The organism is Ramlibacter sp., from assembly GCF_041916345.1.
Lineage (GTDB): Bacteria > Pseudomonadota > Gammaproteobacteria > Burkholderiales > Burkholderiaceae_C > Ramlibacter.
The window spans coordinates 1-22,571 of record NZ_JAYRZR010000044.1; the positions used below are offsets into that span (position 1 = coordinate 1).

Genomic DNA, 22,571 nt, shown 5'->3' on the forward strand with positions numbered 1-22,571 from the left:
CTGCAGCAGCCAGCCGCCCACCAGGATCATCACCGTGCGCAGCACGATGGCGCCCACGATGCCGATCATCAGCACGCGCTTCTGGTACGCGGGCGGCACCGCGAAGTAGGTGAAGATGAGCAGGAAGACGAAGATGTTGTCCACCGCCAGCGATTTCTCGATCAGGTAGCCGGTCAGGAACTCCAGCGACTTCTCGTTCGCCACGGCGTTGGAGCCGGTGGTGTCCTTCACCGCCCACCACAGCAGGCCGTTGAAGACGAACGACAGGGCGACCCAGATCAGGGACCAGTTCAGGGCCTCCTTCACGCCGATCTCGTGCGCGCCCTGCTTGCGCAGGACCACGAAATCAATGAAGAGCGAGACCAGCACGATGGCCACGAAGGTGGCCCAGAGCCAGACGGGTGCGACGGTTTCCATGGTGTATTTGATGTCGGCGGATGGGGATGCCGGAGTGTGGGCTGTCGGGAACTCCTGAAAAAGAAGAGACTCTGGGAAAATCATTCAGGTAAAACCGGAATAACCCCGCCACCCGCACGCCATGGCCACCGAATTCAGCTACCGCCACCTGTACTACTTCTGGGTTGTTGCCAAGGAGGGTGGCATGTCCCGCGCCGCCGACCGGCTGGGCATGGCGGTGCAGACCGTCAGCGCCCAGGTGCGCGAGCTGGAGAAGGCGCTGGGCTGCGCCCTGCTCAAGCCGGCTGGCCGCGGCCTGGCCCTGACGGAGGCGGGCGAGGCGGCCATGCGCCAGGCCGACCAGATCTTCCAGCTCGGCGAACAGCTCCCCGCCACGGTGCGGGCAGCGGCCAGCGGGCCGGTGGTGCGGCTGGCCGTGGGCATGACCGATGGCATTCCCAAGCTGGCGGTGCGCCACCTGCTGGAGCCGGTGGTGCATGAGGCGCACCTGCGCCTGCTGTGCCATGAGGGCGAGCTGCCGGACCTGCTGGGCGAGCTGGCCCTGCACAAGCTGGACATCATCATCTCCGACCGGCCGCCGGCGCCCAACCCGAACCTCAAGGTGTTCTGCCGGGAGCTTGCCAGCTCGCCGGTGGCCTGGTACGGCACGGCGGACCTGGCCCGCACGGTGCGGGCGGCGGCCAAGCGCCATGCAGACCTCGCCAGCGCCCTGGCGGAGGCCGACGTGCCGTTGCTCCTGCCCACCGCCCACAACGTGCTGCGCGAGCGCATCGACCGCTGGTTCGAGCGCCACGAGCGGCATCCGCGCATCGCCGCCGAGTGCGAGGACAGCGCGCTGCTCAAGACCTTCGGCGCCGCCGGCATGGGCGTGTTTCCTTCCGCGGTGATGGTGGAGGGCGATGTGATGCACCGCTACGGCGTGCAGCGCATCGGTCTGGCCGAGGGCGTGCAGGAGGATTTCTACGGCATCACCCCCAACAAGAAGGTGGAGCATCGCCTGGTGGCCCGCCTGATGCAGCAGCGGGTGGCGGCGTGAAGATCGACTTCGACGGCGTGCAGGCCTTCGTGACCGTGGCGGAGCAGTCGAGCTTCAGCCGCGCGGCGCGGGAGCTGCACATCACGCAGACCGCCCTCACGCGCCGGATCCAGAAGCTGGAGGCCTACCTGGGCCTGCGCCTGCTGGACCGCACCACGCGCCGGGTCGACCTCACCGTGGTCGGGCGCGATTTCCTGCCGCGCGCACGCGCACTGGTGCACGAGATGACGAGCTCGGTCGAGCGCCTGAAGGACATGGCCCGCGCCGGCCGCGGCCTGCTCACCCTGGCCTGCATCCCGTCGATGACCACGCATGTGCTGCCCGAGCTGCTGCGCGACTACGCGCGGCTGCACCCGGACAACCGCGTGCGCCTGCTGGATGGCGCCTCGGCCGAGGTGTGCGACGCGGTGCTGGCTGGCCGTGCCGAGCTGGGCATCGCCGTGCAGGGCGAGGCCCAGGCCGAGCTGGCCGAGACGGTGCTGTTCGCGGACCCGCTGGTCTTCATCTGCAAGGCGCCGCATCCGCTGCATGCACGGGCCAGCGTGACCTGGGCCGACATGCGCGGCGTGGAGCTGATCGGCGTGAGCAGCTTCACCGCCACCCGCGTGTTCATGGACTACCAGCTGGCGCGGCGCGGCATCCGCCTGGATCGCGGCCATGAGGTGCAGCACCACGCGACGGCGCTCAACCTGGTGGCCGCCGGCGTGGGCGCGGCCATCCTGCCGGCCTCCACCGTGCGCGAGGGCGACCGCGCCGGCGTGCGCGCGATCCCGCTGACCGCGCCGGTGGTGAAGCGGCGCGTGGTGCTGTTGCGCCGGCAGGGCGCCAGCCTGTCACCGGCGGCGGCCGCCTTTGCCGAACTGCTGCGCGGGCGCCGCACGGGCCGCTGAGCCGCACCAGCCTTCTTTGCGGAAAGCGCAACAATCACCGCCTTTCTTTCATTTCCCCTCGACGACCGGGGCGACGACAATCCCGCGTCACGGGGCTGAGACCCGAACCCTGGAGAACGGATGGACACCGACGTGCTGGTCATCGGGGGCGGCAACGCCGCCTTGTGCGCCGCCCTGATGGCGGCGGAGGCGGGGGCGCGCGTCACCCTGCTGGAGGCCGCGCCCAAGGCCTGGCGCGGCGGCAACTCCAGCCACACGCGCAACCTGCGCTGCATGCACGACGCCCCGCAGGACGTGCTGGTGGAGGCCTATCCGGAAGAGGAGTTTTGGCAGGACCTGCTGAAGGTCACGGCCGGCCGCACCGACGAAGCGCTGGCGCGCCTGGTGATCCGCGCGTCGTCCACCTGCCGCCCCTGGATGCAGCGGCATGGCGTGCGCTTCCAGCCCTCGCTCTCGGGCACGCTGAGTCTTTCGCGCACCAATGCCTTCTTCATGGGCGGCGGCAAGGCGCTGGTCAACGCCTACTACCGCAGCGCCGAGCGGCTGGGCGTGCGCATCCGCTACCAGGCGCCGGTGGAGCGCATCGAGGTGGCGGAGGGCCGCTTCGTCGCCGCCTGGACCGGTGGCGAGCGCCTCACCGCGCGGGCCTGCGTGCTGGCCGCCGGCGGCTTCGAATCCAACCGCGAGTGGCTGCGCGAAGCGTGGGGCACCAATGACCGCGGCGAGTGGCCTGCGGACCAGTTCCTGATCCGCGGCACGCGCTACAACCAGGGCGTGCTGCTGAAGCACCTGCTGGACGACCACGGCGCCGACCGCATCGGCGACCCCACGCAGGCGCACATGGTGGCCATCGATGCCCGCGCACCGCTGTACGACGGCGGCATCTGCACCCGCATCGACTGCGTTTCGCTGGGCGTGGTGGTGAACCGCGAGGCGCGGCGCTTCTACGACGAGGGCGAGGACTTCTGGCCCAAGCGCTACGCCATCTGGGGCCGGCTGGTGGCCCAGCAGCCCGGACAGATCGGCTACTCCATCATCGACGCCAAGGCCATCGGGCGCTTCATGCCGCCGGTGTTCCCGGGCGTCACCGCCGACACGCTGCCGGAGCTGGCGCGCCGGCTCGGCCTGGACGAGACCGTCTTCATGCAGACCCTGAACGCCTACAACGCGGCCTGCCGCGCCGGCACCTTCGACCACACGACGCTGGACGACTGCCACACGGAGGGCCTCGCCCCCGCCAAGACGCACTGGGCGCGCCCGATCGACACGCCGCCCTTCCATGGCTATGCGCTGCGGCCGGGCGTGACCTTCACCTACCTCGGCCTGCGCACCGACGAGACAGCCGCCGTTCGCTTTGGCGGTGCGGCCAGTCCCAATCTGTTCGTGGCCGGCGAGATGATGGCCGGCAACGTGCTGGGGCAGGGCTACACGGCCGGCGTGGGCATGTCCATCGGCACCGCCTTCGGGCGCATTGCCGGCACGCAGGCCGCGCGCGCGGCGCTGGGGCAGGAGGCGCGTCATGCAGTCGCTTGAAGCCCTCACGCGCGACGCGCGGGCGCTGGCGCAGGGCCAGCCGGTGGATCTGGGCCCGGCCGAGTCGGAGGTTGCGCGGCAACTCACGGTGTGCAATGCCTGCCGCTACTGCGAGGGCTTCTGCGCCGTGTTCCCGGCCATGACGCGGCGGCTGGACTTTCCGCGTGCCGACGTGCACTACCTGGCCAACCTGTGCCACAACTGCGGCGCCTGCCTGCATGCCTGCCAGTACGCGCCGCCGCATGAATTTGCCATCAACATCCCGCAGGCGATGGCCCGCGTGCGGGGCGAGACCTACGCGGACTACGCCTGGCCGCCGGCGCTGGGCGGGCTCTACCGCCGCAACGGCCTGGTGCTGGCACTGGCCCTCGCCCTGGGGCTGGCGCTCTTCCTGCTGCTGGCCGCGGCAGGGCAGGGTGGACTGCGGGGGCCGGCGGACGGCGCCAGCTTCTACGCCGTGTTCCCGCACAACCTGCTGGTGGGCCTGTTCGCGCCCGTGTTCGGCTTCGCGGTGCTCGCGCTCGGGCTGGGTGTGCGCCGCTTCTGGCGCGCCGTGACGCCCGCCACCAGCGGCCAGCCCGCCACGTCACCGGCCGTGGCCGAGGCCACGCACGACGTGCTGCGGCTGAAGTACCTGGATGGCGGCCATGGCGACGGCTGCAACAACGAGGACGACGCCTATTCCATGGCGCGGCGCCGTGCGCATCACCTCACCTTCTACGGTTTCCTGCTGTGCTTCGCCTCCACCAGCGTGGCCACGCTCTACCACTACCTGTTCGGCTGGGTCGCGCCGTATGACTGGCCTTCTCTGCCCAAGCTGCTCGGCGGCGTGGGCGGCGTGATGCTGATGGCGGGCACGGCAGGGCTATGGCACCTGAACCGGCGTCGGGATCCCGCGCACGGCGACGCCACGCAGAAGCCGATGGACCTGGGTTTCATCGCCCTGCTGTTCCTCACCGCTTCGAGTGGCCTCGGGCTGTGGGCGGCGCGCGGTACGCCGGCGATGACAGTGGTGTTGTGTCTGCACCTGGGCGCGGTGATGGCGCTCTTCCTCACGCTGCCCTACGGCAAGTTCGCGCACGGCGTGTTCCGGGCGGCGGCGCTGCTGCGGCATGCGGTGGAGAAGCGGCAGCCGAACCCGGTGGGGCTGGGGTCGGATTGACAGCCCCGTGCCTGCCGTAGGCTGGGGTGGAGCGGAGCGCAACCCCAGCGTTTCCCTTTCCGGCACGCGATACCGCTGGGATTGCGCTGCGCTCCATCCCCGCCTACGAAGACCACGAAGACGGGATGCCTGCCTGCACGTCATCCCCGCGCAGGCGGGGACCCAGGGCACCCGATGTATGCCACCATCGCGCTCACCGCCTTCCTGATCCCCCATGCCCTCCACCCTCGACCTCGGCACCCCGCTCGCCCTCATCCAGGCCCCGATGGCCGGCGCACAGGACAGTGCGCTGGCGCTGGCCGCCGGGGCGGCAGGTGCCCTGGGCAGCTTGCCGGCAGCGATGCTCGACGCCGCCGCCCTGAACGCCGAGCTGACGCGCATGCGCGAGGCCGGCCGGCCCTACAACGTCAACTTCTTCACCCACGTGCCCCCCGAGCCCGATGCCGCGCGCGAAGCGGCGTGGCGCGCGGCGCTGGCGCCGTACTACGCCGAACACGGCATCGACCCGGCCAGCGTGCCGGCGGGTCCGGGCCGGCGCCCCTTTGACGCCGCCTTCGCCGAGGTGCTGGAGGTCTTCAGCCCGCCGGTGGTGAGCTTCCACTTCGGCCTGCCGGCGGCGCCGCTGCTCGCGCGCGTGAAGGCCATGGGCGCGCTCGTCCTCTCGTCCGCCACCACGGTGGAAGAGGGCCTGTGGCTGCAGGCGAACGGTGCCGATGCCGTGATCGCCCAGGGGCTGGAGGCCGGCGGCCATCGCGGCCACTTCCTGCAGAAGGATGTGGCGCTGCAGTCCGCCACCTTGCCGCTGGTGCAGGCGTTGGCGCAGGCACTGAGCGTGCCCGTGATCGCTGCCGGCGGCATCGCCAGCGCGGCCCAGGTGCGCGCTGCCCTGGAGGCGGGCGCGGCCGCGGTGCAGGTGGGCACGAGCTTCCTGCTCTGCGACGAAGCCCGCACGGGCGCGCTGCATCGCGCCCGGCTTCGCGACACGGCCGCCGAGACGACGCTCACCAACCTGTTCACGGGCGGACTGGCACGAGGGCTGTTCAACCGCGCGATGCGCGAGCTGGGGCCGCAGTCGCCCCTGGCACCGGCCTTTCCGCTCGCCACGGCGGCCATCGCGCCGCTCCGCGCACGGGCCGAGGCGGCGGGCAGCGATGACTTCACGCCCCTGTGGTCCGGCACCGATCGGACCGGCTGCCGCGCGGCGCCGGCGGCGGAGGTGGTGCGGGCGCTGGCAGCGGGCTGGGCGCGCTGAGGCCGAGTGCCCCGCGTCGTCAGCCCAGCCGCGCCTTGAAGAACGCCACCGTGCGCTCCCACGCCAGCTTCGCCGCCGCGGCGTCATACCGCGGCGTGGTGTCGTTGTGGAAGCCGTGCTGCGTGTTCGGGTACTGGTGCATGGTGAAGGCCACGCCCGCGGCCTTGAGCGCGGCCTCGTAGCCAGGCCAGGCCGCGTTGATGCGCTCGTCGATGCCGGCCAGGTGCACCAGCAGCGGCGCCTTCACCTTGGCGGCCTCTTCCGGCGCCGGGCTGTTGCCGTAGAAGGGCACGCTGGCCTGCAGGTCGGGCAGGCGCGTGGCCAGCCAGTGCGCGATGCCGCCGCCATAGCAGAAGCCGGTGACGCCGAGGCGGCCGTTGCCGTCGGCACGGGCACGGAACCAGGCCACGGTGGCGAGGAAGTCCTCGCGCGTCTTCGCCTGATCCAGCGTGGCGAAGGCGGCACGGGCCTTGTCCTCGTCGCCGGAGTAACCGCCCAGGGGCGTGAGCGCGTCCGGCGCGAAGGCCATGAAGCCTTCCAGTGCGAAGCGGCGGGTGACGTCCTCGATGTGCGGGTTGAGGCCGCGGTTCTCATGGATCACCAGCACGCCGGGCAGCTTCTGCGTGCCGGCGGCGGCGGGCCGCGCGAGATAGCCACGGACCTGCCCGTTGCCGGCGGGCGAGGGCACGGTGTGCCACTCGGTCTTCAGCCGGTTGTCGTCGGGCCGCACCTGCTGGCCCGCCGCGAAGTTGGGGCTGAGCGCGGCCAGCAGGCCGGCTGCGGTCACCCCAGCCTTGGCGAAGCGCTGCGCCTGGCTCAGGAACCCGCGACGGTCGAGGTCGCCATGCACGTAGGCGTCGAAGAGGATCAGGAGTTCCTGGTCGAAATCCTGCGCGGTCAGGCGTGGGGGCATGGCGGTCTCCGGCGGATGGGCTGCGCAGCAGGTTAGCGGAGTTCGATCGCTCGTGCAGCGCGCCGAGCGGTCCGCGGCGCCCCCGGAGAAACCCGGGGGTGGAACGGGCCTGTCGTCGATTGCGAAAGGCCTGTCGTGATCGGTGAAGTCGGGCGCGGCCGCCGTGCCTAGAGTCGCGGCCACGGTCGGCAGCACATCCAGACGGCCGGCAACGACATCGCATCCATCCATCGAGGAGACCCCATGAAGAGGCACTTGTTCCCCCTGGCGGCGCTGCTGTGCGGCGGCGCCTTTGCGCAATCCGGCGTCACCGTGTACGGCGTCATGGACGTGGGCTACACCCGCGCCAGCGCCGACACGGCCGACTGGAGCGGCATCACCTCCGGCCGCAATGCGTCGTCGCGCATCGGCTTCCGCGGCACGGAAGACCTGGGCGGCGGCCAGCGCGCCACCTTCACGCTGGAGGCGGACATCGGCGCCGACAGCGGCGCGGGCGTTGCCACCCCGCTGCCCGGCTTCAGCTCCACCGACAACAAGACCGGCGCGGCCGGTGGCAGCCTGCAGTTCAACCGTGTGGCCACCGTGGGCCTGGCCGGCGGCTGGGGGGAGCTGACGCTCGGTCGCAACTACACGCCGACCTTCCTGCTGGACTTCGCCTATGACCCGTTCCTGCAGAACGGCGTGGGCCTCAACCTGATCACCGGCACGTCGCTCTTCTACTCGGGCGCTGGCAGCGTGAACCACCTGCGCGCCTCCAACCTGGTGAGCTACACGAGCCCGAGGCTAGGCGGGCTGCAGGCTGTGCTGGCCTACGCGCCCAGCGAGACCGCGAGCAACCTGCCCAAGGAAGGCGGTCACACCGGCCTGAAGCTGGGCTACGCGGCCGGCCCGCTGCAGGCGGACGTGGCCTGGGCCAGGACGAAGAATGCGGCCAGCGGCGACATCAAGACCACGGGCTTCGGCGCGGCGTATGACTTCGGCGTGGTGCGTCCGATGCTGGAGATCAGCGAGGACCAGCTGGGCGCTGCCGCGGCCAACGGCCGCAAGAAGGGCTGGCTGCTGGGTGCCACCGCACCCATGGGCAACGTGCAGTGGCGCGTGTCGTACGCGCGGGTGAAGCGCACGGCCGACGCCACGCCCGATGCGAAGGTGAGCCAGTTCGCGCTGGGCGCGGTCTACAACCTGTCGAAGCGCACTGCGATCTACGTGACCTTCGCGCAGATCCGCAATGACAACTACCGCAACACGGCGGCCGGCGGCTACTCGGTGGGCAGCGCCACCAGCACCGTCAACGGCAAGGTGACGGCGCAGGACATCGGCATCCGGCACTTGTTCTGAACCTCCCCGACGTCCCCGCGCAGGCGGGGGCTTGCGCGCCCATGACGCGCCACGCACAACGACAACCGACCTCCAAGGTCACTTCGCCGGCAGCCGCCGGCTTCTTTTTGGCGTCTGCGCCGCCGCGGCCTGCAGCGCCTGCGCGCGCCACTCGATGGGCGGCATGCCGAACTGCGCGGCGAACCAGCGGGTGAAGGAGCCGGGCTTGGCGTAACCCAGCTGCTCGGCCACCCGGCCCAACGGGTAGCGCGTGTTGGCCAGGTAGCGCGGCGCCAGCTCGCGCCGCACCTCGTTGATCAGCGCACTGAACGGCTCGGCTTCCTCGTCCAGCCGGCGTTGCAGGGTGCGCACGTTCAGGCCCAGGCTCTGCGCCGCCTGCACGATGGTGGCGCGGCCCATGGGCAGCAGCAGGTAGACGATGCGCCGCACCTCCTGCGCGATCGATCCGCCTTCGGCCGAGGGCAGGGCGCGCACGAAGCGCTCGGCGTAGTCCGCCATCGCCGCGTCGGCCAGTGGGTTGGCGCGGTCCAGGTCCGTCGTCAGGCAGACCATGCCGTTGAAGTCACTGTCGAACACCACCCGGCAGCGGAAGATGCGACGGTGCACCGATGCATCCTGCGGCGCCGCGTGGGTGAAGTGCACGCTCTGCGGGTGCCAGTCGGCACCGGCCAGGCTGCGCAGGCTGAGGAACAGCACGCTCACCGCCAGCTCGGTGGCCTGGCGAGCCGGCGCGTCCGAGCGCGTGACCACCTCCTCGCGCAGCACCGTCACCCGGCCCGCCGGCTCCACGAACAGCGCCAGCGACTCGTTCAGCACGTTGCGGTACTGAACGATGGTCTGCAGCACGTCGCGCAACGTGCGCTGGTGCGAGATGAGCAGGCTCACGACCCCGAAGTTCGAGAGCTGCCGCTGCTCCGCCATGCGCAGCGCGAAGGTGTCGCAGCCGCTCGCGCGCGCGCTCGCCTCCAGCAACTGCACCACTGCGTCGGCCGGCACGGGCTGGTCGGGGATGGCGAGCGTCGCGCGGCTGATGCCGGCCTGGCGCAGCAGCGGCTGCGGATCCAGGCCCAGGCTGCGCGCCACGTCCAGGTAGTGGGTGAGGGCAGCCGAGCGGACCTTGGGGCCTGCTTCCAGGCGCTTGCGCGTGGCCATGCGGCGGGTCTCCTTCGGGGGCCAGTGTGCACCGGCCTGTCATCGAATGCAAACAGCTTGTCATGGATTGCGAAGCGCCGGGCACCCCCCGTGCCTACAGTCCGCTCCATGCCCGCGGCCCCTGCCGCGAGGCCCACCCCAAGAGGAGACGACACCATGGCAAGAGCCATCCGATTCCATCAGACCGGCGGCCCCGACGTGCTGCGGCTGGAGCGCGTGGAGGTTGGCGCGCCCGGCCCCGGCCAGGTGCGGCTGCGGCACCAGGCCATCGGCCTGAACTACGCCGACACCTACTTCCGCAATGGCACCTACGCGGTGCCGCTGCCCTCGGGCATCGGCGTCGAGGCGGCCGGCATCGTGGATGCCGTGGGCGAGGGCGTGACCGAGGTGCAGCCGGGCGACGCCGTGGCCTACACCGGCTTCCTGAACACGCTGGGCGCCTACAGCGACGTGCGCCTGGTGGCCGCCGCGCCGCTGATCCGCCTGCCGGCGGGCATCGCCTGCGAGACGGCCGCCGCCATGACGATGCGCGGCCTCACCGCCGCTTACCTGCTGCGCCGCATCCACCCCTTCCAGCCGGGCGACACGGTGCTGCTGCACGCGGCCGCCGGCGGCCTGGGCCTGATCGTGAGCCAGTGGGCCCGCCTGCTCGGCCTCACGGTCATCGGCACCACCTCCAGCGAGGAGAAGGCGGCCGTGGCACGCGCCCATGGTTGCACGCACGTGATCGACTACAGCCGCGAGGACGTGGCGAAGCGCGTGCGCGAACTCACCGGCGGCCGCGGCGTGGACGTGGTGTTCGACAGCGTGGGCCGCAGCACCTTCACCAGCTCACTCGACTCGCTGCGCCGGCGCGGCCTGATGGTGTGCGTGGGCACGGCCAGCGGCACCATCCCGCCCTTCGATCCGCAGCTGCTGGCGATGAAGGGCTCGCTCTACCTCACGCGGCCGGCGCTGGCCGACTACATCGCGGATCCAGCGGAGAAGGCGGAGCTGGCGGCCGAGGTGTTCGGCCACGTGGCAGCAGGCCGCATCGCCGTGGAGATCCACCAGCGCTATGCCCTGGAGGCGGCCGCCGAGGCCCACGTGGCGCTGGAGTCGCGCCGCACCACCGGCTCTTCCATCCTGGTGCCCTGAGCACCGGGGCGCCGAACCCTTAACCGACAACGAGGAGATCCGACCATGCGTGTGGAACCGCTCACCTGCCACATCGGCGCCGAACTCGTGGGCCTCAGCCTGCGCGACGCCGCGTACGACGACGCCCTGTTCGCCGAGGTCCGCGCGGCGCTGCTGAAGCACCGCGTGCTGTTCCTGCGCGACCAGGCCATCAGCCGCCAGGACCACGTGGCCTTCGCGCGCCGCTTTGGCGAGCTGGAGGACCACCCGGTCGCGCCCAGCCACCCCGAGGCGCCAGGCCTGGTGCAGATCTACAAGGATCCGGCGAGCCCGATCGACCGCTACGAGAACGCGTGGCATACCGACGCCACCTGGCGCGAGGCGCCGCCCATGGGGTGCGTGCTGCGCTGCGTGGAGTGCCCGCCGGTGGGCGGCGACACGATGTGGGCCAACATGGTGGTGGCCTACGAGAAGCTGCCCGCGCACGTGAAGACGCTGATCGCCGGCCTGAAGGCGCGGCACAGCATCGAGGCGAGCTTCGGCGCCGCCATGCCCGAGGAGAAGCGCCACGCCCTGCGCGCGCAGTACCCCGATGCGGAGCATCCGGTGGTGCGCACCCATCCGGAGACGGGCGAGAAGATCCTGTTCGTCAACGGCTTCACCACGCACTTCACCAACTTCCACACGGCGGCGAACGTGCGCTTCGGCCAGGACTACAACCCCGGCATGCAGCAGCTGCTGGCCTACCTGGTGAGCCAGGCCTTCGTGCCGGAGTACCAGGTGCGCTGGCGCTGGCGGCCGAACAGCATGGCCATCTGGGACAACCGGTCCACCCAGCACTACGCGGTGATGGACTACCCGCCCTGCCACCGAAAGATGGAACGCGCCGGCATCGTCGGCGACCGCCCGTACTGAACCCCCACCCTGCAGCAAGGAACCCGAACCATGAACTTCCTCGACGGCTCGCTCTTTCCCGAGAACCAGCAGAAGCTGGTGATCACCGTGGCCCCGTACGGCCCCGAATGGATGCCCTCGGACTTTCCCGAGGACATCCCCGTCTCCATGGAGGCCCAGATCCAGAAGGCGGTGGACTGCTACAACGCCGGCGCCACGGTGCTGCACCTGCACGTGCGGGAGCCCGATGGCAAGGGCAGCAAGCGGCTGTCGAAGTTCAACGAGCTGATCGCCGGCATCCGCGCCCGCGTGCCGGACATGATCATCCAGGTCGGCGGCTCCATCTCCTTTGCGCCGGAGAGCGATGGCGAGGCGGCGAAGTGGCTGTCGGACGACACGCGCCACATGCTGGCCGAACTCACGCCCACGCCCGACCAGGTGACCATCGCCATCAACTCCAACCAGATGAACGTGGTGGAGCAGATGACCGAGGCCGACATCCGCGGCACCTCGCTCGCCGAGCCGGCGATGTACCGCGCCTACCGCGAGATGACCATTCCCGCCGGCCCCGAGTGGGTGGAGGAGCACATCCGCCGCCTCTCGGCCAAGGGCATCCAGACGCACTTCCAGCTGGCCAACATCACGCAGCTGGAGACGGTGGAGCGCATGATGCGCCGCGGCGTGTGCAACGTGCCGCTGATCCTGACCTGGGTGGCCATCGGCGGCGGCTTCGACGCGCCCAATCTCTACAACCTGGCGAACTTCGTGCGCGCCGTGCCCGACAACGCGGTGCTGACGCTGGAGACCTCCATGCTGAACGTGCTGCCGGTCAACCTGATGGCCATCGCCCTCGGCCTGCACGTGCGCTGCGGCATCGAGGACAACATCTGGACGCAGGACCGCAGCGCGAAGATGGGCAGCGTGGCGCAGATCGAGCAGCTGGTGCGCATCGCCCGCGAGGTCGGCCGCCCGGTCGCGAATGCGCGCGAGGCGCGGCAGATCTACCGCATCGGCGAGTTCTATGGCAGCGCGGAGGAGACGCTGGCCGCCAACGGCTTCGCGCCCAATCGCCCGGCCCGTGCGGCCGCGCCTCTGCGCCTCGCGGCCTGAAGCCATGCGGCTCGATGACGTGACCGTGGTGATCGTGCCCGGGCTGCGCGATCACGTGGCGGACCACTGGCAGACGCTGCTGGCCGCGGCGCTGCCGCGCTCGGTGACCGTGCCGCCGCTGGCGCGCGACAAGCTCTCGCGCGCCGCCCGTGTCGACGCGCTGGCCCGCACGCTCGATGCCGTGCAGGGGCCGCTGCTGCTGGTGGCGCACAGCGCCGGCGTGATCACCGTGGCGCACTGGGCCCTGGTCGAGGCGCGCGCCCGCGCCACTGGGCAGGGCCGGCGGCACTCGATCCGTGGCGCGCTGCTGGCGACCCCGGCGGACCTGGAGCAGCCACTGCCTGCGGGCTATCCCACGCAGGAGACCCTGCGTGACCACGGCTGGCTGCCGATCCCGCGGATGCCGTTGCCCTTTCCGGCCGTGGTGGCGATGAGCCGCAACGACCCACTGGGCCAGCCGGCGCGCGTGCAGGCATTCGCCAGCGACTGGCAGGCCCGTTGCGTGGACATCGGCGACGCCGGCCACCTGAACCCGGCCAGCGGTCATGGCGAGTGGCCGCTGGCGCTGGAACTGCTCCAGACCCTGTTGACAGACCCCGTCCCCGCCTGAGCGGAGGACCCCTGAGGAGACAAAGCATGAACGCAAGACGCAACATCCTGGGCCGCCTGGCCCGCATCGCCGCCGCCGCCGCGCTGGTGGCCGCCGCGCCCGCCTGGGCCTGGACGAACAAGCCGGTGCGCATGATCGTGCCCGCGCCGGCGGGCGGCACCATGGACATCGTGGCCCGCGTGCTGGCCGAGCAGCTGGCCACCCAGATCGGCCAGCCGGTCGTCGTGGACAACAAGCCGGGCGCCGGCGGCATCATCGGCATCCAGTCGCTGCTGCAGTCGCCGCCCGACGGCCAGACGATCATGGTGACGGCCAGCAACGTGCTGACCGAGATCCCGCATGTGCTGAAGGGCAACTTCGATCCGCTGAAGGACGTGAAGCCCATCGCCGCCGTGGCGCGCGCCTCCATGGTGCTGGTGGCCTCGTCCTCGGTGCCGGCGAAGGACGTCAAGGAACTGGTGGCGTACCTGAAGACGAAGGCCGGCACGCAGAGCTTCGCTTCCTACAGCGCGGGCACCAGCTCGCACTACGCCGGCATGATCCTGAACCAGAAGGCCGGCCTGGACCTGCAGCACGTGCCCTTCCCGGGCTCGCCGCCTGCCCTGGTGCAGGTGGTGGCCGGCCAGATCCCGGTGATGTTCGACGGCATGGCAACCTCGCTGCCGCAGATCCAGGGCGGCAAGGTCAAGGTGATCGGTGTCGCCTCGAAGGCGCGCTCGGCGCTGCTGCCCAACGTACCCACGCTGGCCGAGCAGGGCTATGGCGAGCTGGACTTCGGCAACTGGGTCGGCGTGGTGGCGGCCGGCGCAGTGCCGCCCGAACTGGCCGAGCGCATGCACGCCGAGGTGCTGAAGGCGGCCGCCATGCCCAAGGTGCGCGAGCGCTTGCAGGGCGCCGGCTTCGAGACCGGCATCACCACCAGCGTGCAGGAACTGGCCGCTTCGGTGCGTGCCGAGCACGAGCGCAACGGCGCGATCGTGAAGCAGTTCAACATCCGGCTCGCGCAGTGACGTGGTGAGCACGCCTGCCACGCTGACCGGGGCATTGCGGCACTCGGCTGCGCGCTTCGGGCCGGGCGTGCTCGTGAGCGCGGTCACCGCCATCGCCGCCACCGCGCTGGCCAGCCACTACGGCGCGCCGGTCATGCTGTTCGCCCTGCTGCTGGGCATGGCGCTCAACTTCCTGTCGCAGGACGAGCGCTGCGCGCCAGGGCTGGACTTCGTGGCCAAGCAGGTGCTGCGCCTGGGCGTGGCGCTGCTGGGCTTGCGCATCACCTACGCGCAGGTGGCCGCGCTCGGCTGGCAGACCGCGGGCTTCGTGGTGCTGGCGGTCGGGCTCACCATCGGCTGCGGCATCGTGCTGGCGCGCCTGTTCGGCTTCCGCGTGTTCTTCGGCCTGCTCACCGGCGGCGCGGTCGCGATCTGCGGTGCTTCCGCCGCGCTGGCGCTGGCCGCCGCCATGCCGCGGCACCCGCTGAAGGAGCCCGCCACCGTCTTCACCGTCATCGGCGTGAGCGCGTTGTCGACGCTGTGCATGGTGCTGTACCCGCTGGTGGCACGGGCGCTGGGCTTCGACGCCCACGCCGCCGGCGTGTTCATCGGCGGCACCATCCACGACGTGGCGCAGGTCGTCGGTGCGGGCTACAGCCTGTCGCAGGAGGCGGGTGACATGGCCACGCTGGTGAAGCTGCTGCGGGTGGCGATGCTGCTGCCGGTGATCGCGCTGGCGGCGTGGCTGACGCGGCGCCATGAAGCCGCCGAGGGTGAGGCGGGCAACGGCCCGCGGCCGCCCTTGCTGCCGTGGTTCGCGGTCGGCTTCTTCGCGCTGGTGGCCGTGCACAGCACCGGCTGGCTGCCGGGTGAAGTCATCCAGGGCGGACGCACCGTGTCGCAGGCCTGCCTGGTCGCCTCCATGGCGGCCATCGGCATGAAGACGCACCTGAAGGAGATCGCCACCGTGGGCTGGAAGCCGGTGGCGCTGATGGTGGCGGAGACGGCCTTCCTGGCACTGCTGTTCGGGGTGGCGTTGCGGGCGGGATGGGTGTGAGGGGTATCCGGGTGGCCGCCGCAGCACCGCGGCGGCGTCGCCAGGATCAGCCGGGCGTATCGAGCAGCCACGCCTGCAAGGCCTCGCCCACGAGGCTGTAGGCGCGGCCGAAGCCCGCCACCAGCCGCGCCGCGACCGGCCGCAGCGCAACGAGGCCGAAGTCCCCCAGCTCGAAAGTCTGTGCGGATTCAGGGAAGCGGGCCAGGTAAGCGGCGCGGGCCGCCTCGGCCTCGGCGCTGTCGCGCGGCAGGCTGCGGGCGTCGGCCGTGAGCGAGACGCGGGGCAGCGCCTGCGGCGGCCACGGCCCACCCGCGTCGGCGGTGACCAGCAGCGCCACGCGCGGGTGATCCTGCATGTCGCGGGTGTGGGTGGCGAGCCCGCTCACATGGATGATCAGCTCCGCGCCGCCGGCCGGCAGCACGAAGGGCACCATGGAGACGGCGGGTTCGCCCTTGTGCAGCGTGGCCAGGGCGGCAGTGGGCTGCTCGGCCAGCAGGCGGCGCAGCAGGCGGGCGGCTTCGGCATCCATGCGGCATTCTCGCGCGTGCGGGGCGCGGGCCATAATCGCCGGTTTTGTCTGCTCCGCCCCGCAACCCATGGCGCTTCTCGAACTGCTGCTCGTCCTGCTGCTCACGGCCGTCGCGCTGGGCTGGGTGGCGCGCCACTTCAAGTTTCCGTACCCGATCGCCCTGCTGGCGGGCGGCATGGTGCTGGGCCTGGTGCCCAACCTGCCGGCGGTGGCGTTCGATCCGCAGCTGATCCTGGTGGTGGTGCTGCCGCCCATCCTGTACCAGGCGGCGCTGCTCACCTCGTGGACGGACTTCAAGGCCAGCATCCGGCCCATCGGCCTGCTGGCCATCGGCCTGGTGGCGGCCACCACGCTGGCCGTGGGCGCGGCGCTCAAGTGGATGGTGCCGGATGTGCCGTGGGCCGTGGCCTTCGTGCTGGGTGCCATCGTCTCGCCGCCGGACGCGGTGGCGGCCACCGCCATCCTGTCGCGGCTGAACATCCCGCGCCGCATCGTCACCATCCTGGAAGGCGAGAGCCTCGTGAATGACGCGTCGGGCCTGGTGCTCTACAAGTTCGCGGTCGCCGCGGTGCTGACCGGCACCTTCTCGCTCGGCCACGCCACGGTGCAGTTCATCAACGTGTCGCTGGGTGGCATCGTCGTCGGCGTGGTGCTGGCCTACGCCTACATCGCCATCCACAAGCGCCTGGGGGATCCGTTCATCGAGGTGCTCACGGTGCTGACGATCCCTTACGCCGCCTATCTCGCGGCCGAGGCGATCCATGTCTCGGGCGTGCTGGCGGTGGTGGCCGCGGGCCTGGTGCGCGGCCGCTATGCCCCCGAGATCGTGTCGGCCGAGATGCGCATCATGGCGCGCTCGGTGTGGAACATGCTCGTGTTCCTGCTCAACTCGGTGGTGTTCATGCTGATCGGCCTGCAGCTGCCGGCCGTGCTGGACAGCCTGGTGAGCTATCCCTCGACGCAGCTCGCCGCCATCGGCGCCGTGGTGACGCTGGTGGCGGTGGGTGTGCGCTTCGCCTGGGTGTACCCGGCCGCGTGGCTGCCGCGCGTGGTGAGCGGCAGCCTGCGCGACGAGGCGCAGCCCGGCTCGCGCAAGGGGGAGCTGGCCATCATCAGCTGGTGCGGCATGCGCGGCATCGTGTCGCTGGCGGCGGCGCTGGCCCTGCCGCTGACGCTGGCGGACGGCACGCCGTTCCCGCACCGCGACCTGATCATCTTCCTCACCTTCGTCGTCATCCTGGCCACGCTGGTGGGGCAGGGCCTCACGCTGGCCCCGCTGATCCGCTGGTTCAAGGTCGGCTCTACCTGGAGCCTGCGCGACGAGCAGATCCGGGTGCGGGCCGCGATGAGCGCCGCGGCGCTGGCGGCCATCGATACCCAGCTCGCGCTGGAAGGCGCGCCGCAGGAGTGGGCGCGTCACCTGAAGGCCGAGTTCGAGGAGCGCATCGCGCTGGCCGCCGCCGAGGGCGGGCCGCTCACGCCGCGCCTGGCGCTGGACAACCGCCTGCGCCATGCCGCGATCCAGGCCGAGCGCGACGAGCTGCTGCGCCTGTGGCGGGGCAACGAGATCGGCGACGAGGTGATGCACCACCTGATGGAGGCGCTGGACTACGAGCAGGCCCGCCTGCCCGCGCTGGACGCTCATGCCGACACGGTCTCCGTGCCGGCCGCGGCGACCCCGGGGGAACCCGGGCCTGGCCGCTCCGGTTGACCTGAAGCAATACGGCGTCGCGGCGGCGCTGCCAGCATGGCGTCATGCAAGCCGTGACCGAGATCGAGCCGCTGCCGGATGACCTGATCGCCTGGGTGGCGTCGCAAAGGGCCGCTGGCCACTCCAGCGATGCCCTGCGGGCGGCGCTGCTGCAGGCCGGCTGGGAGGCCGATATGGCCCAGCAGGCCCTGGCTGCGGCGGGGGTCTCGCGGCCGGCCCCGCTGCCGCTCACCACCGCCGCCAGCGCATCGGCCGCCCCCGGGCCCGACCTGCGGGGCACGCCGCTGCGCATCGACGCAGGGGACCGGCGGGTGGCCGTGCTGCAGACGGTCGCCCTGCCCCGCGCGGTGCTGTTCGGCGACTTCCTCGACGACACGGAGTGCTCGGCGCTGATCGAGCTGGCCCGCCCGCGCCTGGCGCGCTCGCGCACGGTCTCGCTCGGCACCGATGCCGAGATGGTGCATGACGACCGCACCAGCGACGGCATGTTCTTCATGCGCGGCGAGAACCCGCTGGTGACACGCATCGAGGCACGCATCGCACGCCTGCTGAACTGGCCGGTGGAGAACGGCGAGGGCCTGCAGATCCTGCGCTACCGGCCGGGGGCGGAGTACAAGGCGCACTACGACTACTTCGATCCGGCCGACCCGGGCTCGGGCACGATCCTGCGACGCGGCGGGCAGCGCATCGCCACGCTGGTGATGTACCTGCACGAGCCCGAGGGCGGGGGCGGCACCTACTTTCCGGAGGCCGGGCTCGACGTGCTGCCGCGCCGGGGGCATGCGCTCTTCTTCAGCTACCCCGATGCCACGCCGGCCAGCAAGTCGCTGCACGGGGGTGCACCGGTGGTGGCGGGCGAGAAATGGATCGCGGTGAAGTGGCTGCGCCAGGGTCGCTTCGACTGACCCTCGCGGCACGCACGGGGCCTGCCGCCTAGAATCGACGCGCGCCATCCGATCCGCGGGGCGCCGCCCACCCCATGGACCACGCGCCCCCGCTTCCCTTCCTGCGCGAGACCCTGCTGTTCCTGCTGCTGGCGGGCATCCTGATCCCGCTGCTGCAGCGCTTCCGCATCCACCAGGTGATCGCCTTCCTGGGCCTGGGCACGCTGCTCGGCCCCTTCGGCGCGGGCAGCCTCGTCGCGCAGTGGCCCTGGCTGCAGTGGGTCACGTTCCCGCGCCAGCAGGGCGTGCACGCCCTGGCGGAGCTGGGCGTCGTCTTCCTGATGTTCCTGATCGGGCTGGAGATGTCGATGCAGCGCGTGTGGTCGCTGCGCCGGTGGGTGCTGGGGGTCGGCTCGGCCCAGGTGCTGCTGAGCGCCGCCGCCATCGGCGTGCTGGCCTGGCTGTTCGGCAACGGGGTGGCGGTGTCCGTGGTGCTGGGCCTGGTGCTGTCGCTGTCGTCGACCGCGGTCGTGATGCAGCTGCTGGCCCAGCAGCGCGCGCTGGCCACGCCGCTGGGCCAGGCCAGCTTCTCGGTGCTGGTGCTGCAGGATTTCGCGGTGGTGCCGGTGCTGATCGTCGTGCAGCTGCTGGCGCGCGACAGCTCGCAGGGCCTCGCCAGCCAGCTGCTGGTGACGGCCGCCCTGTCCACCGCCGTGATCGCCCTGATCCTGCTGGCCGGCCGGCTGGTGGTGGGGCCGCTGTTCCGCACCTTCGCCCGCCAGCGCCAGGCCGAGGTGTTCGTGGCCCTCACGCTGCTGGTCACGCTGGGCATCGCCGGCGCCACGGCGATGGCAGGGTTGTCGATGGCGCTCGGCGCCTTCCTCGCCGGCCTGCTGCTGGCGGAGACCGAGTACCGCCATGAGATCGAGGTCACGGTGGAGCCCTTCAAGGGCCTGCTGATGGGCCTGTTCTTCATGTCGGTGGGCATGGGCATCGACCTGCGCGAGCTCGCGCGGGAGCCGCTGTGGCTGGCCTTTTCGGTGGTCGGCCTGCTGGTGGTGAAGGCGGTGATCGTCGCCGTGCTGTTCCGCCTGGGCGGGCTGCCCTGGGGCCAGGCCCTGCACGGCGGCCTGCTGCTGGGGCAGGGCGGCGAGTTCGCCTTCGTGGTCATCGGCGTGGCGCTGGGGGCCGGGCTGCTGGCGCCGCCGGTGGGCCAGTTCATGCTACTGGTGGTCACGCTGAGCCTGCTGGCGACGCCGCTCTACGCGCGCCTCGGCCAGCAGCTCGAAGCGCGGCTGGCCCCATCGCCCACCGCGGGCCGCACCGGCCTGGAAGCCGCCGCAGCCGCGGTCAGCGGGCATGTGGTGGTGGTGGGCTTCGGCCGGGTGGGGCGTCTGTTGGGCCAGGCCTTCGCGCAGCAGGCCGTGCCCTACGTGGGTGTGGATCAGGACGTGCAGCGAGTGGCCGCGCTGCGCGAGCGCGGCGAGCCGGTGTTCCTGGGCAATGGCGCGCGCGCCGAGCTGCTGCGCAAGCTGGGGCTGGAACGTGCCGCCTGCCTGGTCGTGACCATGGACGAGCCCGGTCTGGCCCGGCACGTGGTGACCATGGCACGCCGCCACTATCCGGAGCTGCGCATCTATGCCCGCTCGCATGACGAGCAGCATGCGCGCGAGCTGCTCGCCGCCGGCGCCACGCAGGTCATCCCCGAGGTGCTGGAGGCTGGCCTGCAGCTGCTGGGCCTGTCGCTGCAGGCGCTGGGCCTGCCCGATGGCGACGCCGAGGCGGTGGTGGCCGCCGAGCGCGCCAGCCGTGCCGAGCGGACCGCGGGCTAGCCCACGCACCGCAGCGGGGCGCGAAATCGTTCCGTGCGAATGTGCCGGCGCGCGTTGGCCGGCACGCACAGGCTCGCCGCGCGCGCACGGAATCGGCTGGCACGTGCGCCGCGTGCTTGGCTTTCGACGCCGGCCGACGCATCCTGTGTCCATGCAAGCCGCCCACACCGCCACCCGCACCTGGCAAGGGAGTCACGCCATGGCCCGCTCAACGATCGATCTGGACGCCCCGTACCTCGTCGGCGATCCCATCCCGGCCCCCGACGTGGAGGAGCGGTCGTCCGAGTCGGCCTGGGCGTTGTGGAACGACGCGGTGAGCGGCCGCCAGCCCATCGGCAGCGCCCGCGGCCTGGCGGGCGACGCCGCGTTGGCGGATGACTCGCCGGCCTATGCGGCCACGGTGCCGGCGCGGCTGGCGGACCTGCCGGCCGCGGTGACCCGGCCGCGCGTGAACCAGGATGCGCTGATGGTGGTGGCGCGGCGCAACGGCCGTGTGTGTCCGCGGCCCACGCTGTGGATGAGCCTGTGCGAGGACCTGCAGCGCCAGCCCGTGCGGGGCGATCCGCTGCCGCTGCCGCCGCTCACGCGGGAGGCCTGGCGCGCCTCCTCCGCGCTGCAGAAGCGCCTGGTGCTGCGCGACCAGATCCACTGGGCGGCTCGCCACGGCCGGCTGGATGCCATGGCGGCCTTCCTGGTGGCGCTGGCCGAGGAGGACTGGCTGCACATGGCCTGAGCGGCGCGCGTCGGCGGGCTGTCGCTTGCGGGCCAGGCGCGTGCGCGGTGGGCGCCTTACCATGCCCGTCCCAAGGAGACGGCGCGATGGAACCCCTGCAATCCCCCTCGGTGCTGCTGGCGCGTGAAGGCGAGGTGGCCGTCCTGCGGCTGAACCGGCCGGAGGCGCTGAACGCGGTCAACGCCGACCTGGAGCGCGATTTCAAGGCGGCGCTCGACACGGTGGAGGCCGACGCGAGCGTGCGCGCCGTCGTGCTCACCGGCGCCGGCCGCGGCTTCTGCGCCGGTGCCGACCTGCTGGAGCCCGCTCCCGCGCCGGTCGGCGCCCATGTGGCCCACGTGCTGCACCACCGCTACAACGCCATCGTGCGGCGCCTGCATGCGCTGCAGGTGCCGGTGGTCAGCGCCGTCAATGGCGTGGCGGCGGGCGGCGGGGTCGGCCTGGCCTTGTCGGCCGACGTGGTGATCGCCGCCGAGAGCGCGCGCTTCAAGCAGGTGTTCGGCCCGCAGCTCGGCGTGATCCCGGATGTCGGCAGCACCTGGTACTACCCGCGCCTGCTGGGCCGCGGCCGCGCGCTGCCGCTGATGCTGACGGGGGATGACCTGCCCGCGCCGCAGGCGGCGGCCTGGGGCCTGATCTGGCAGGTGGTGCCCGACGAGCAGCTCATGCCCACCGCACTGGGGCTGGCGCAGCGGCTCGCCGCCGGGCCGGTGCGGGCCTACGCGGCGATCCGCGCGGCGGTGGACCATGCCGTGTCCGTGCCGCTGGATGCGCAGCTGGATCTGGAGCGTGATGTGAACGGCCGGCTGTGTGATGGGCCGGATTTCGCCGAGGGTGTGACGGCCTTCCGCGAGCGGCGCAAGCCGCGCTGGCGGTGAAGGCGCGCGAGGCGCGGGTCAGGCCGTAGCGCCCTCACGCGCCTGAGGACGCGCGAGGCGCGGACTAGGCCGTAGCGCCCTCACGCGCCTGCAGGCGCGCGAGGCGCTGTGCACTCCCCGGCAGCTGCGACAGCAGGTCTACCCGCGCGCGGCGCCAGGCATCGAGCACGGCCAGCAGGTCCTCGGCCACGTCGTCGGGTACGGCGCGCAACCAGTGCGGCTGCAGGGGCCGGGCGTCGCGCAGCGCGACCAGCAGGGCCACCACCTCGCGCGTGCCGGGGCCGTGCTCCTCGGCGTGGCGCAGCAGCCTTTCGCAGGCGAGCAGGCCATCCTCGGTGCAGGCGTGGGCGCGCAGCTCCGCCGCGACGAGCCGCGCGCGCTCGAGCAGGGTACCCATGTGGTCGATGCGCGCGCGGTCGCCGCGCCCCACCACGATCTGGATGCGATGGATGCCCTGCAGCCTGGCCTGATGCCGTTGTTCCCGTTCCGCCGCGCTCATGGCCTGCTTGTAGCGCAGACTGCCGGGCGTTTGAAG

21 protein-coding genes and 1 pseudogene are annotated in these 22,571 nt (G+C 71.7%); 17 read left to right on the plus strand and 5 right to left on the minus strand.

Going from position 1 to position 22,571, the window contains the following annotated elements; translation table 11 throughout:
* Positions 1 to 417, minus strand: a pseudogene (locus tag ACE3T5_RS12645) (hypothetical protein); the annotation flags it as partial.
* 121 nt (positions 418 to 538) lie between these two features.
* On the opposite strand from ACE3T5_RS12645, the gene ACE3T5_RS12650 reads away from it, so the two are divergent.
* From ACE3T5_RS12650 to ACE3T5_RS12670, 5 genes are all read left to right on the plus strand, one after another.
* Positions 539 to 1,453, plus strand: a complete 915-nt coding sequence (locus tag ACE3T5_RS12650; protein WP_374668145.1) for a LysR family transcriptional regulator — start codon at positions 539 to 541, stop codon at positions 1,451 to 1,453.
* Positions 1,450 to 2,343 carry a LysR family transcriptional regulator gene (locus tag ACE3T5_RS12655; RefSeq protein ID WP_374668147.1) on the plus strand — a complete coding sequence of 298 codons (894 nt, stop codon included), beginning with the start codon at positions 1,450 to 1,452 and terminating at the stop codon, positions 2,341 to 2,343. Before ACE3T5_RS12650 ends, ACE3T5_RS12655 begins: the two co-directional genes overlap by 4 nt.
* Positions 2,344 to 2,463: 120 nt before the next feature.
* Positions 2,464 to 3,876: an FAD-dependent tricarballylate dehydrogenase TcuA gene (gene tcuA, locus ACE3T5_RS12660; protein WP_374668148.1), complete on the plus strand. Its 1,413-nt coding sequence runs from the start codon at positions 2,464 to 2,466 to the stop codon at positions 3,874 to 3,876.
* Complete coding sequence (gene tcuB / locus ACE3T5_RS12665; protein ID WP_374668150.1) at positions 3,863 to 5,038, plus strand: tricarballylate utilization 4Fe-4S protein TcuB; 1,176 nt, start codon at positions 3,863 to 3,865, stop codon at positions 5,036 to 5,038. Before tcuA ends, tcuB begins: the two co-directional genes overlap by 14 nt.
* Positions 5,039 to 5,252: 214 nt before the next feature.
* Entirely contained in the window at positions 5,253 to 6,290 is a 1,038-nt protein-coding gene (locus ACE3T5_RS12670) for an NAD(P)H-dependent flavin oxidoreductase (RefSeq protein ID WP_374668152.1), read from the plus strand.
* Positions 6,291 to 6,309: 19 nt separating this feature from the next.
* On the opposite strand, the gene ACE3T5_RS12675 is transcribed toward ACE3T5_RS12670, so the two are convergent.
* Entirely contained in the window at positions 6,310 to 7,203 is an 894-nt protein-coding gene (locus tag ACE3T5_RS12675; RefSeq protein WP_374668154.1) for a dienelactone hydrolase family protein, read from the minus strand.
* 243 nt (positions 7,204 to 7,446) lie between these two features.
* Between ACE3T5_RS12675 and ACE3T5_RS12680 the strand changes: the two genes are divergently transcribed.
* Complete coding sequence (locus ACE3T5_RS12680; protein WP_374668156.1) at positions 7,447 to 8,541, plus strand: porin; 1,095 nt, start codon at positions 7,447 to 7,449, stop codon at positions 8,539 to 8,541.
* A 78-nt stretch (positions 8,542 to 8,619) separates the two neighbouring features.
* Here ACE3T5_RS12680 and ACE3T5_RS12685 read toward each other — a convergent pair whose 3' ends face one another.
* Entirely contained in the window at positions 8,620 to 9,693 is a 1,074-nt protein-coding gene (locus tag ACE3T5_RS12685) for an AraC family transcriptional regulator (protein ID WP_374668159.1), read from the minus strand.
* 156 nt (positions 9,694 to 9,849) lie between these two features.
* Between ACE3T5_RS12685 and ACE3T5_RS12690 the strand changes: the two genes are divergently transcribed.
* Genes ACE3T5_RS12690 through ACE3T5_RS12715 form a run of 6 tightly spaced genes read left to right on the plus strand, consistent with a single transcriptional unit; the run spans position 9,850 to position 15,469 of the window.
* Positions 9,850 to 10,830, plus strand: a complete 981-nt coding sequence (locus tag ACE3T5_RS12690) for a quinone oxidoreductase (RefSeq protein ID WP_374668161.1) — start codon at positions 9,850 to 9,852, stop codon at positions 10,828 to 10,830.
* A 45-nt stretch (positions 10,831 to 10,875) separates the two neighbouring features.
* Positions 10,876 to 11,724 carry a TauD/TfdA dioxygenase family protein gene (locus ACE3T5_RS12695; protein ID WP_374668163.1) on the plus strand — a complete coding sequence of 283 codons (849 nt, stop codon included), beginning with the start codon at positions 10,876 to 10,878 and terminating at the stop codon, positions 11,722 to 11,724.
* A gap of 30 nt (positions 11,725 to 11,754) precedes the next feature.
* The gene (locus ACE3T5_RS12700; protein WP_374668165.1) at positions 11,755 to 12,813 is read left to right on the plus strand and encodes a 3-keto-5-aminohexanoate cleavage protein; all 1,059 of its coding nucleotides are present in this window, start codon (positions 11,755 to 11,757) and stop codon (positions 12,811 to 12,813) included.
* Positions 12,814 to 12,817: 4 nt separating this feature from the next.
* Positions 12,818 to 13,423 carry an RBBP9/YdeN family alpha/beta hydrolase gene (locus ACE3T5_RS12705; protein ID WP_374668167.1) on the plus strand — a complete coding sequence of 202 codons (606 nt, stop codon included), beginning with the start codon at positions 12,818 to 12,820 and terminating at the stop codon, positions 13,421 to 13,423.
* A 26-nt stretch (positions 13,424 to 13,449) separates the two neighbouring features.
* Positions 13,450 to 14,433, plus strand: coding sequence for a Bug family tripartite tricarboxylate transporter substrate binding protein (locus ACE3T5_RS12710; RefSeq protein ID WP_374668169.1), 984 nt, complete (start codon positions 13,450 to 13,452; stop codon positions 14,431 to 14,433).
* Positions 14,434 to 14,437: 4 nt separating this feature from the next.
* Positions 14,438 to 15,469 (plus strand): YeiH family protein, encoded by a 1,032-nt coding sequence (locus ACE3T5_RS12715; RefSeq protein ID WP_374668171.1) that lies wholly within the window; start codon positions 14,438 to 14,440, stop codon positions 15,467 to 15,469.
* Positions 15,470 to 15,515: 46 nt separating this feature from the next.
* Here the strand turns inward: ACE3T5_RS12715 and ACE3T5_RS12720 are convergent, their stop codons facing one another.
* Positions 15,516 to 15,998, minus strand: coding sequence for a pyridoxamine 5'-phosphate oxidase family protein (locus tag ACE3T5_RS12720; protein ID WP_374668173.1), 483 nt, complete (start codon positions 15,996 to 15,998; stop codon positions 15,516 to 15,518).
* Positions 15,999 to 16,065: 67 nt separating this feature from the next.
* Between ACE3T5_RS12720 and ACE3T5_RS12725 the strand changes: the two genes are divergently transcribed.
* From ACE3T5_RS12725 to ACE3T5_RS12745, 5 genes are all read left to right on the plus strand, one after another.
* Positions 16,066 to 17,709 (plus strand): Na+/H+ antiporter, encoded by a 1,644-nt coding sequence (locus ACE3T5_RS12725; RefSeq protein ID WP_374668175.1) that lies wholly within the window; start codon positions 16,066 to 16,068, stop codon positions 17,707 to 17,709.
* A 44-nt stretch (positions 17,710 to 17,753) separates the two neighbouring features.
* Positions 17,754 to 18,614 carry a 2OG-Fe(II) oxygenase gene (locus ACE3T5_RS12730; protein ID WP_374668177.1) on the plus strand — a complete coding sequence of 287 codons (861 nt, stop codon included), beginning with the start codon at positions 17,754 to 17,756 and terminating at the stop codon, positions 18,612 to 18,614.
* Between the two features lie 74 nt (positions 18,615 to 18,688).
* Positions 18,689 to 20,425, plus strand: coding sequence for a cation:proton antiporter (locus ACE3T5_RS12735; RefSeq protein ID WP_374668179.1), 1,737 nt, complete (start codon positions 18,689 to 18,691; stop codon positions 20,423 to 20,425).
* A 151-nt stretch (positions 20,426 to 20,576) separates the two neighbouring features.
* On the plus strand, positions 20,577 to 21,158 hold the full coding sequence (locus ACE3T5_RS12740; RefSeq protein ID WP_374668181.1) for a hypothetical protein: 582 nt from the start codon (positions 20,577 to 20,579) through the stop codon (positions 21,156 to 21,158).
* Between the two features lie 86 nt (positions 21,159 to 21,244).
* Positions 21,245 to 22,036, plus strand: coding sequence for an enoyl-CoA hydratase-related protein (locus ACE3T5_RS12745; protein WP_374668183.1), 792 nt, complete (start codon positions 21,245 to 21,247; stop codon positions 22,034 to 22,036).
* 64 nt (positions 22,037 to 22,100) lie between these two features.
* Here ACE3T5_RS12745 and ACE3T5_RS12750 read toward each other — a convergent pair whose 3' ends face one another.
* Positions 22,101 to 22,535, minus strand: coding sequence for a hypothetical protein (locus ACE3T5_RS12750; RefSeq protein ID WP_374668185.1), 435 nt, complete (start codon positions 22,533 to 22,535; stop codon positions 22,101 to 22,103).
* Positions 22,536 to 22,571: the final 36 nt, after the last annotated feature.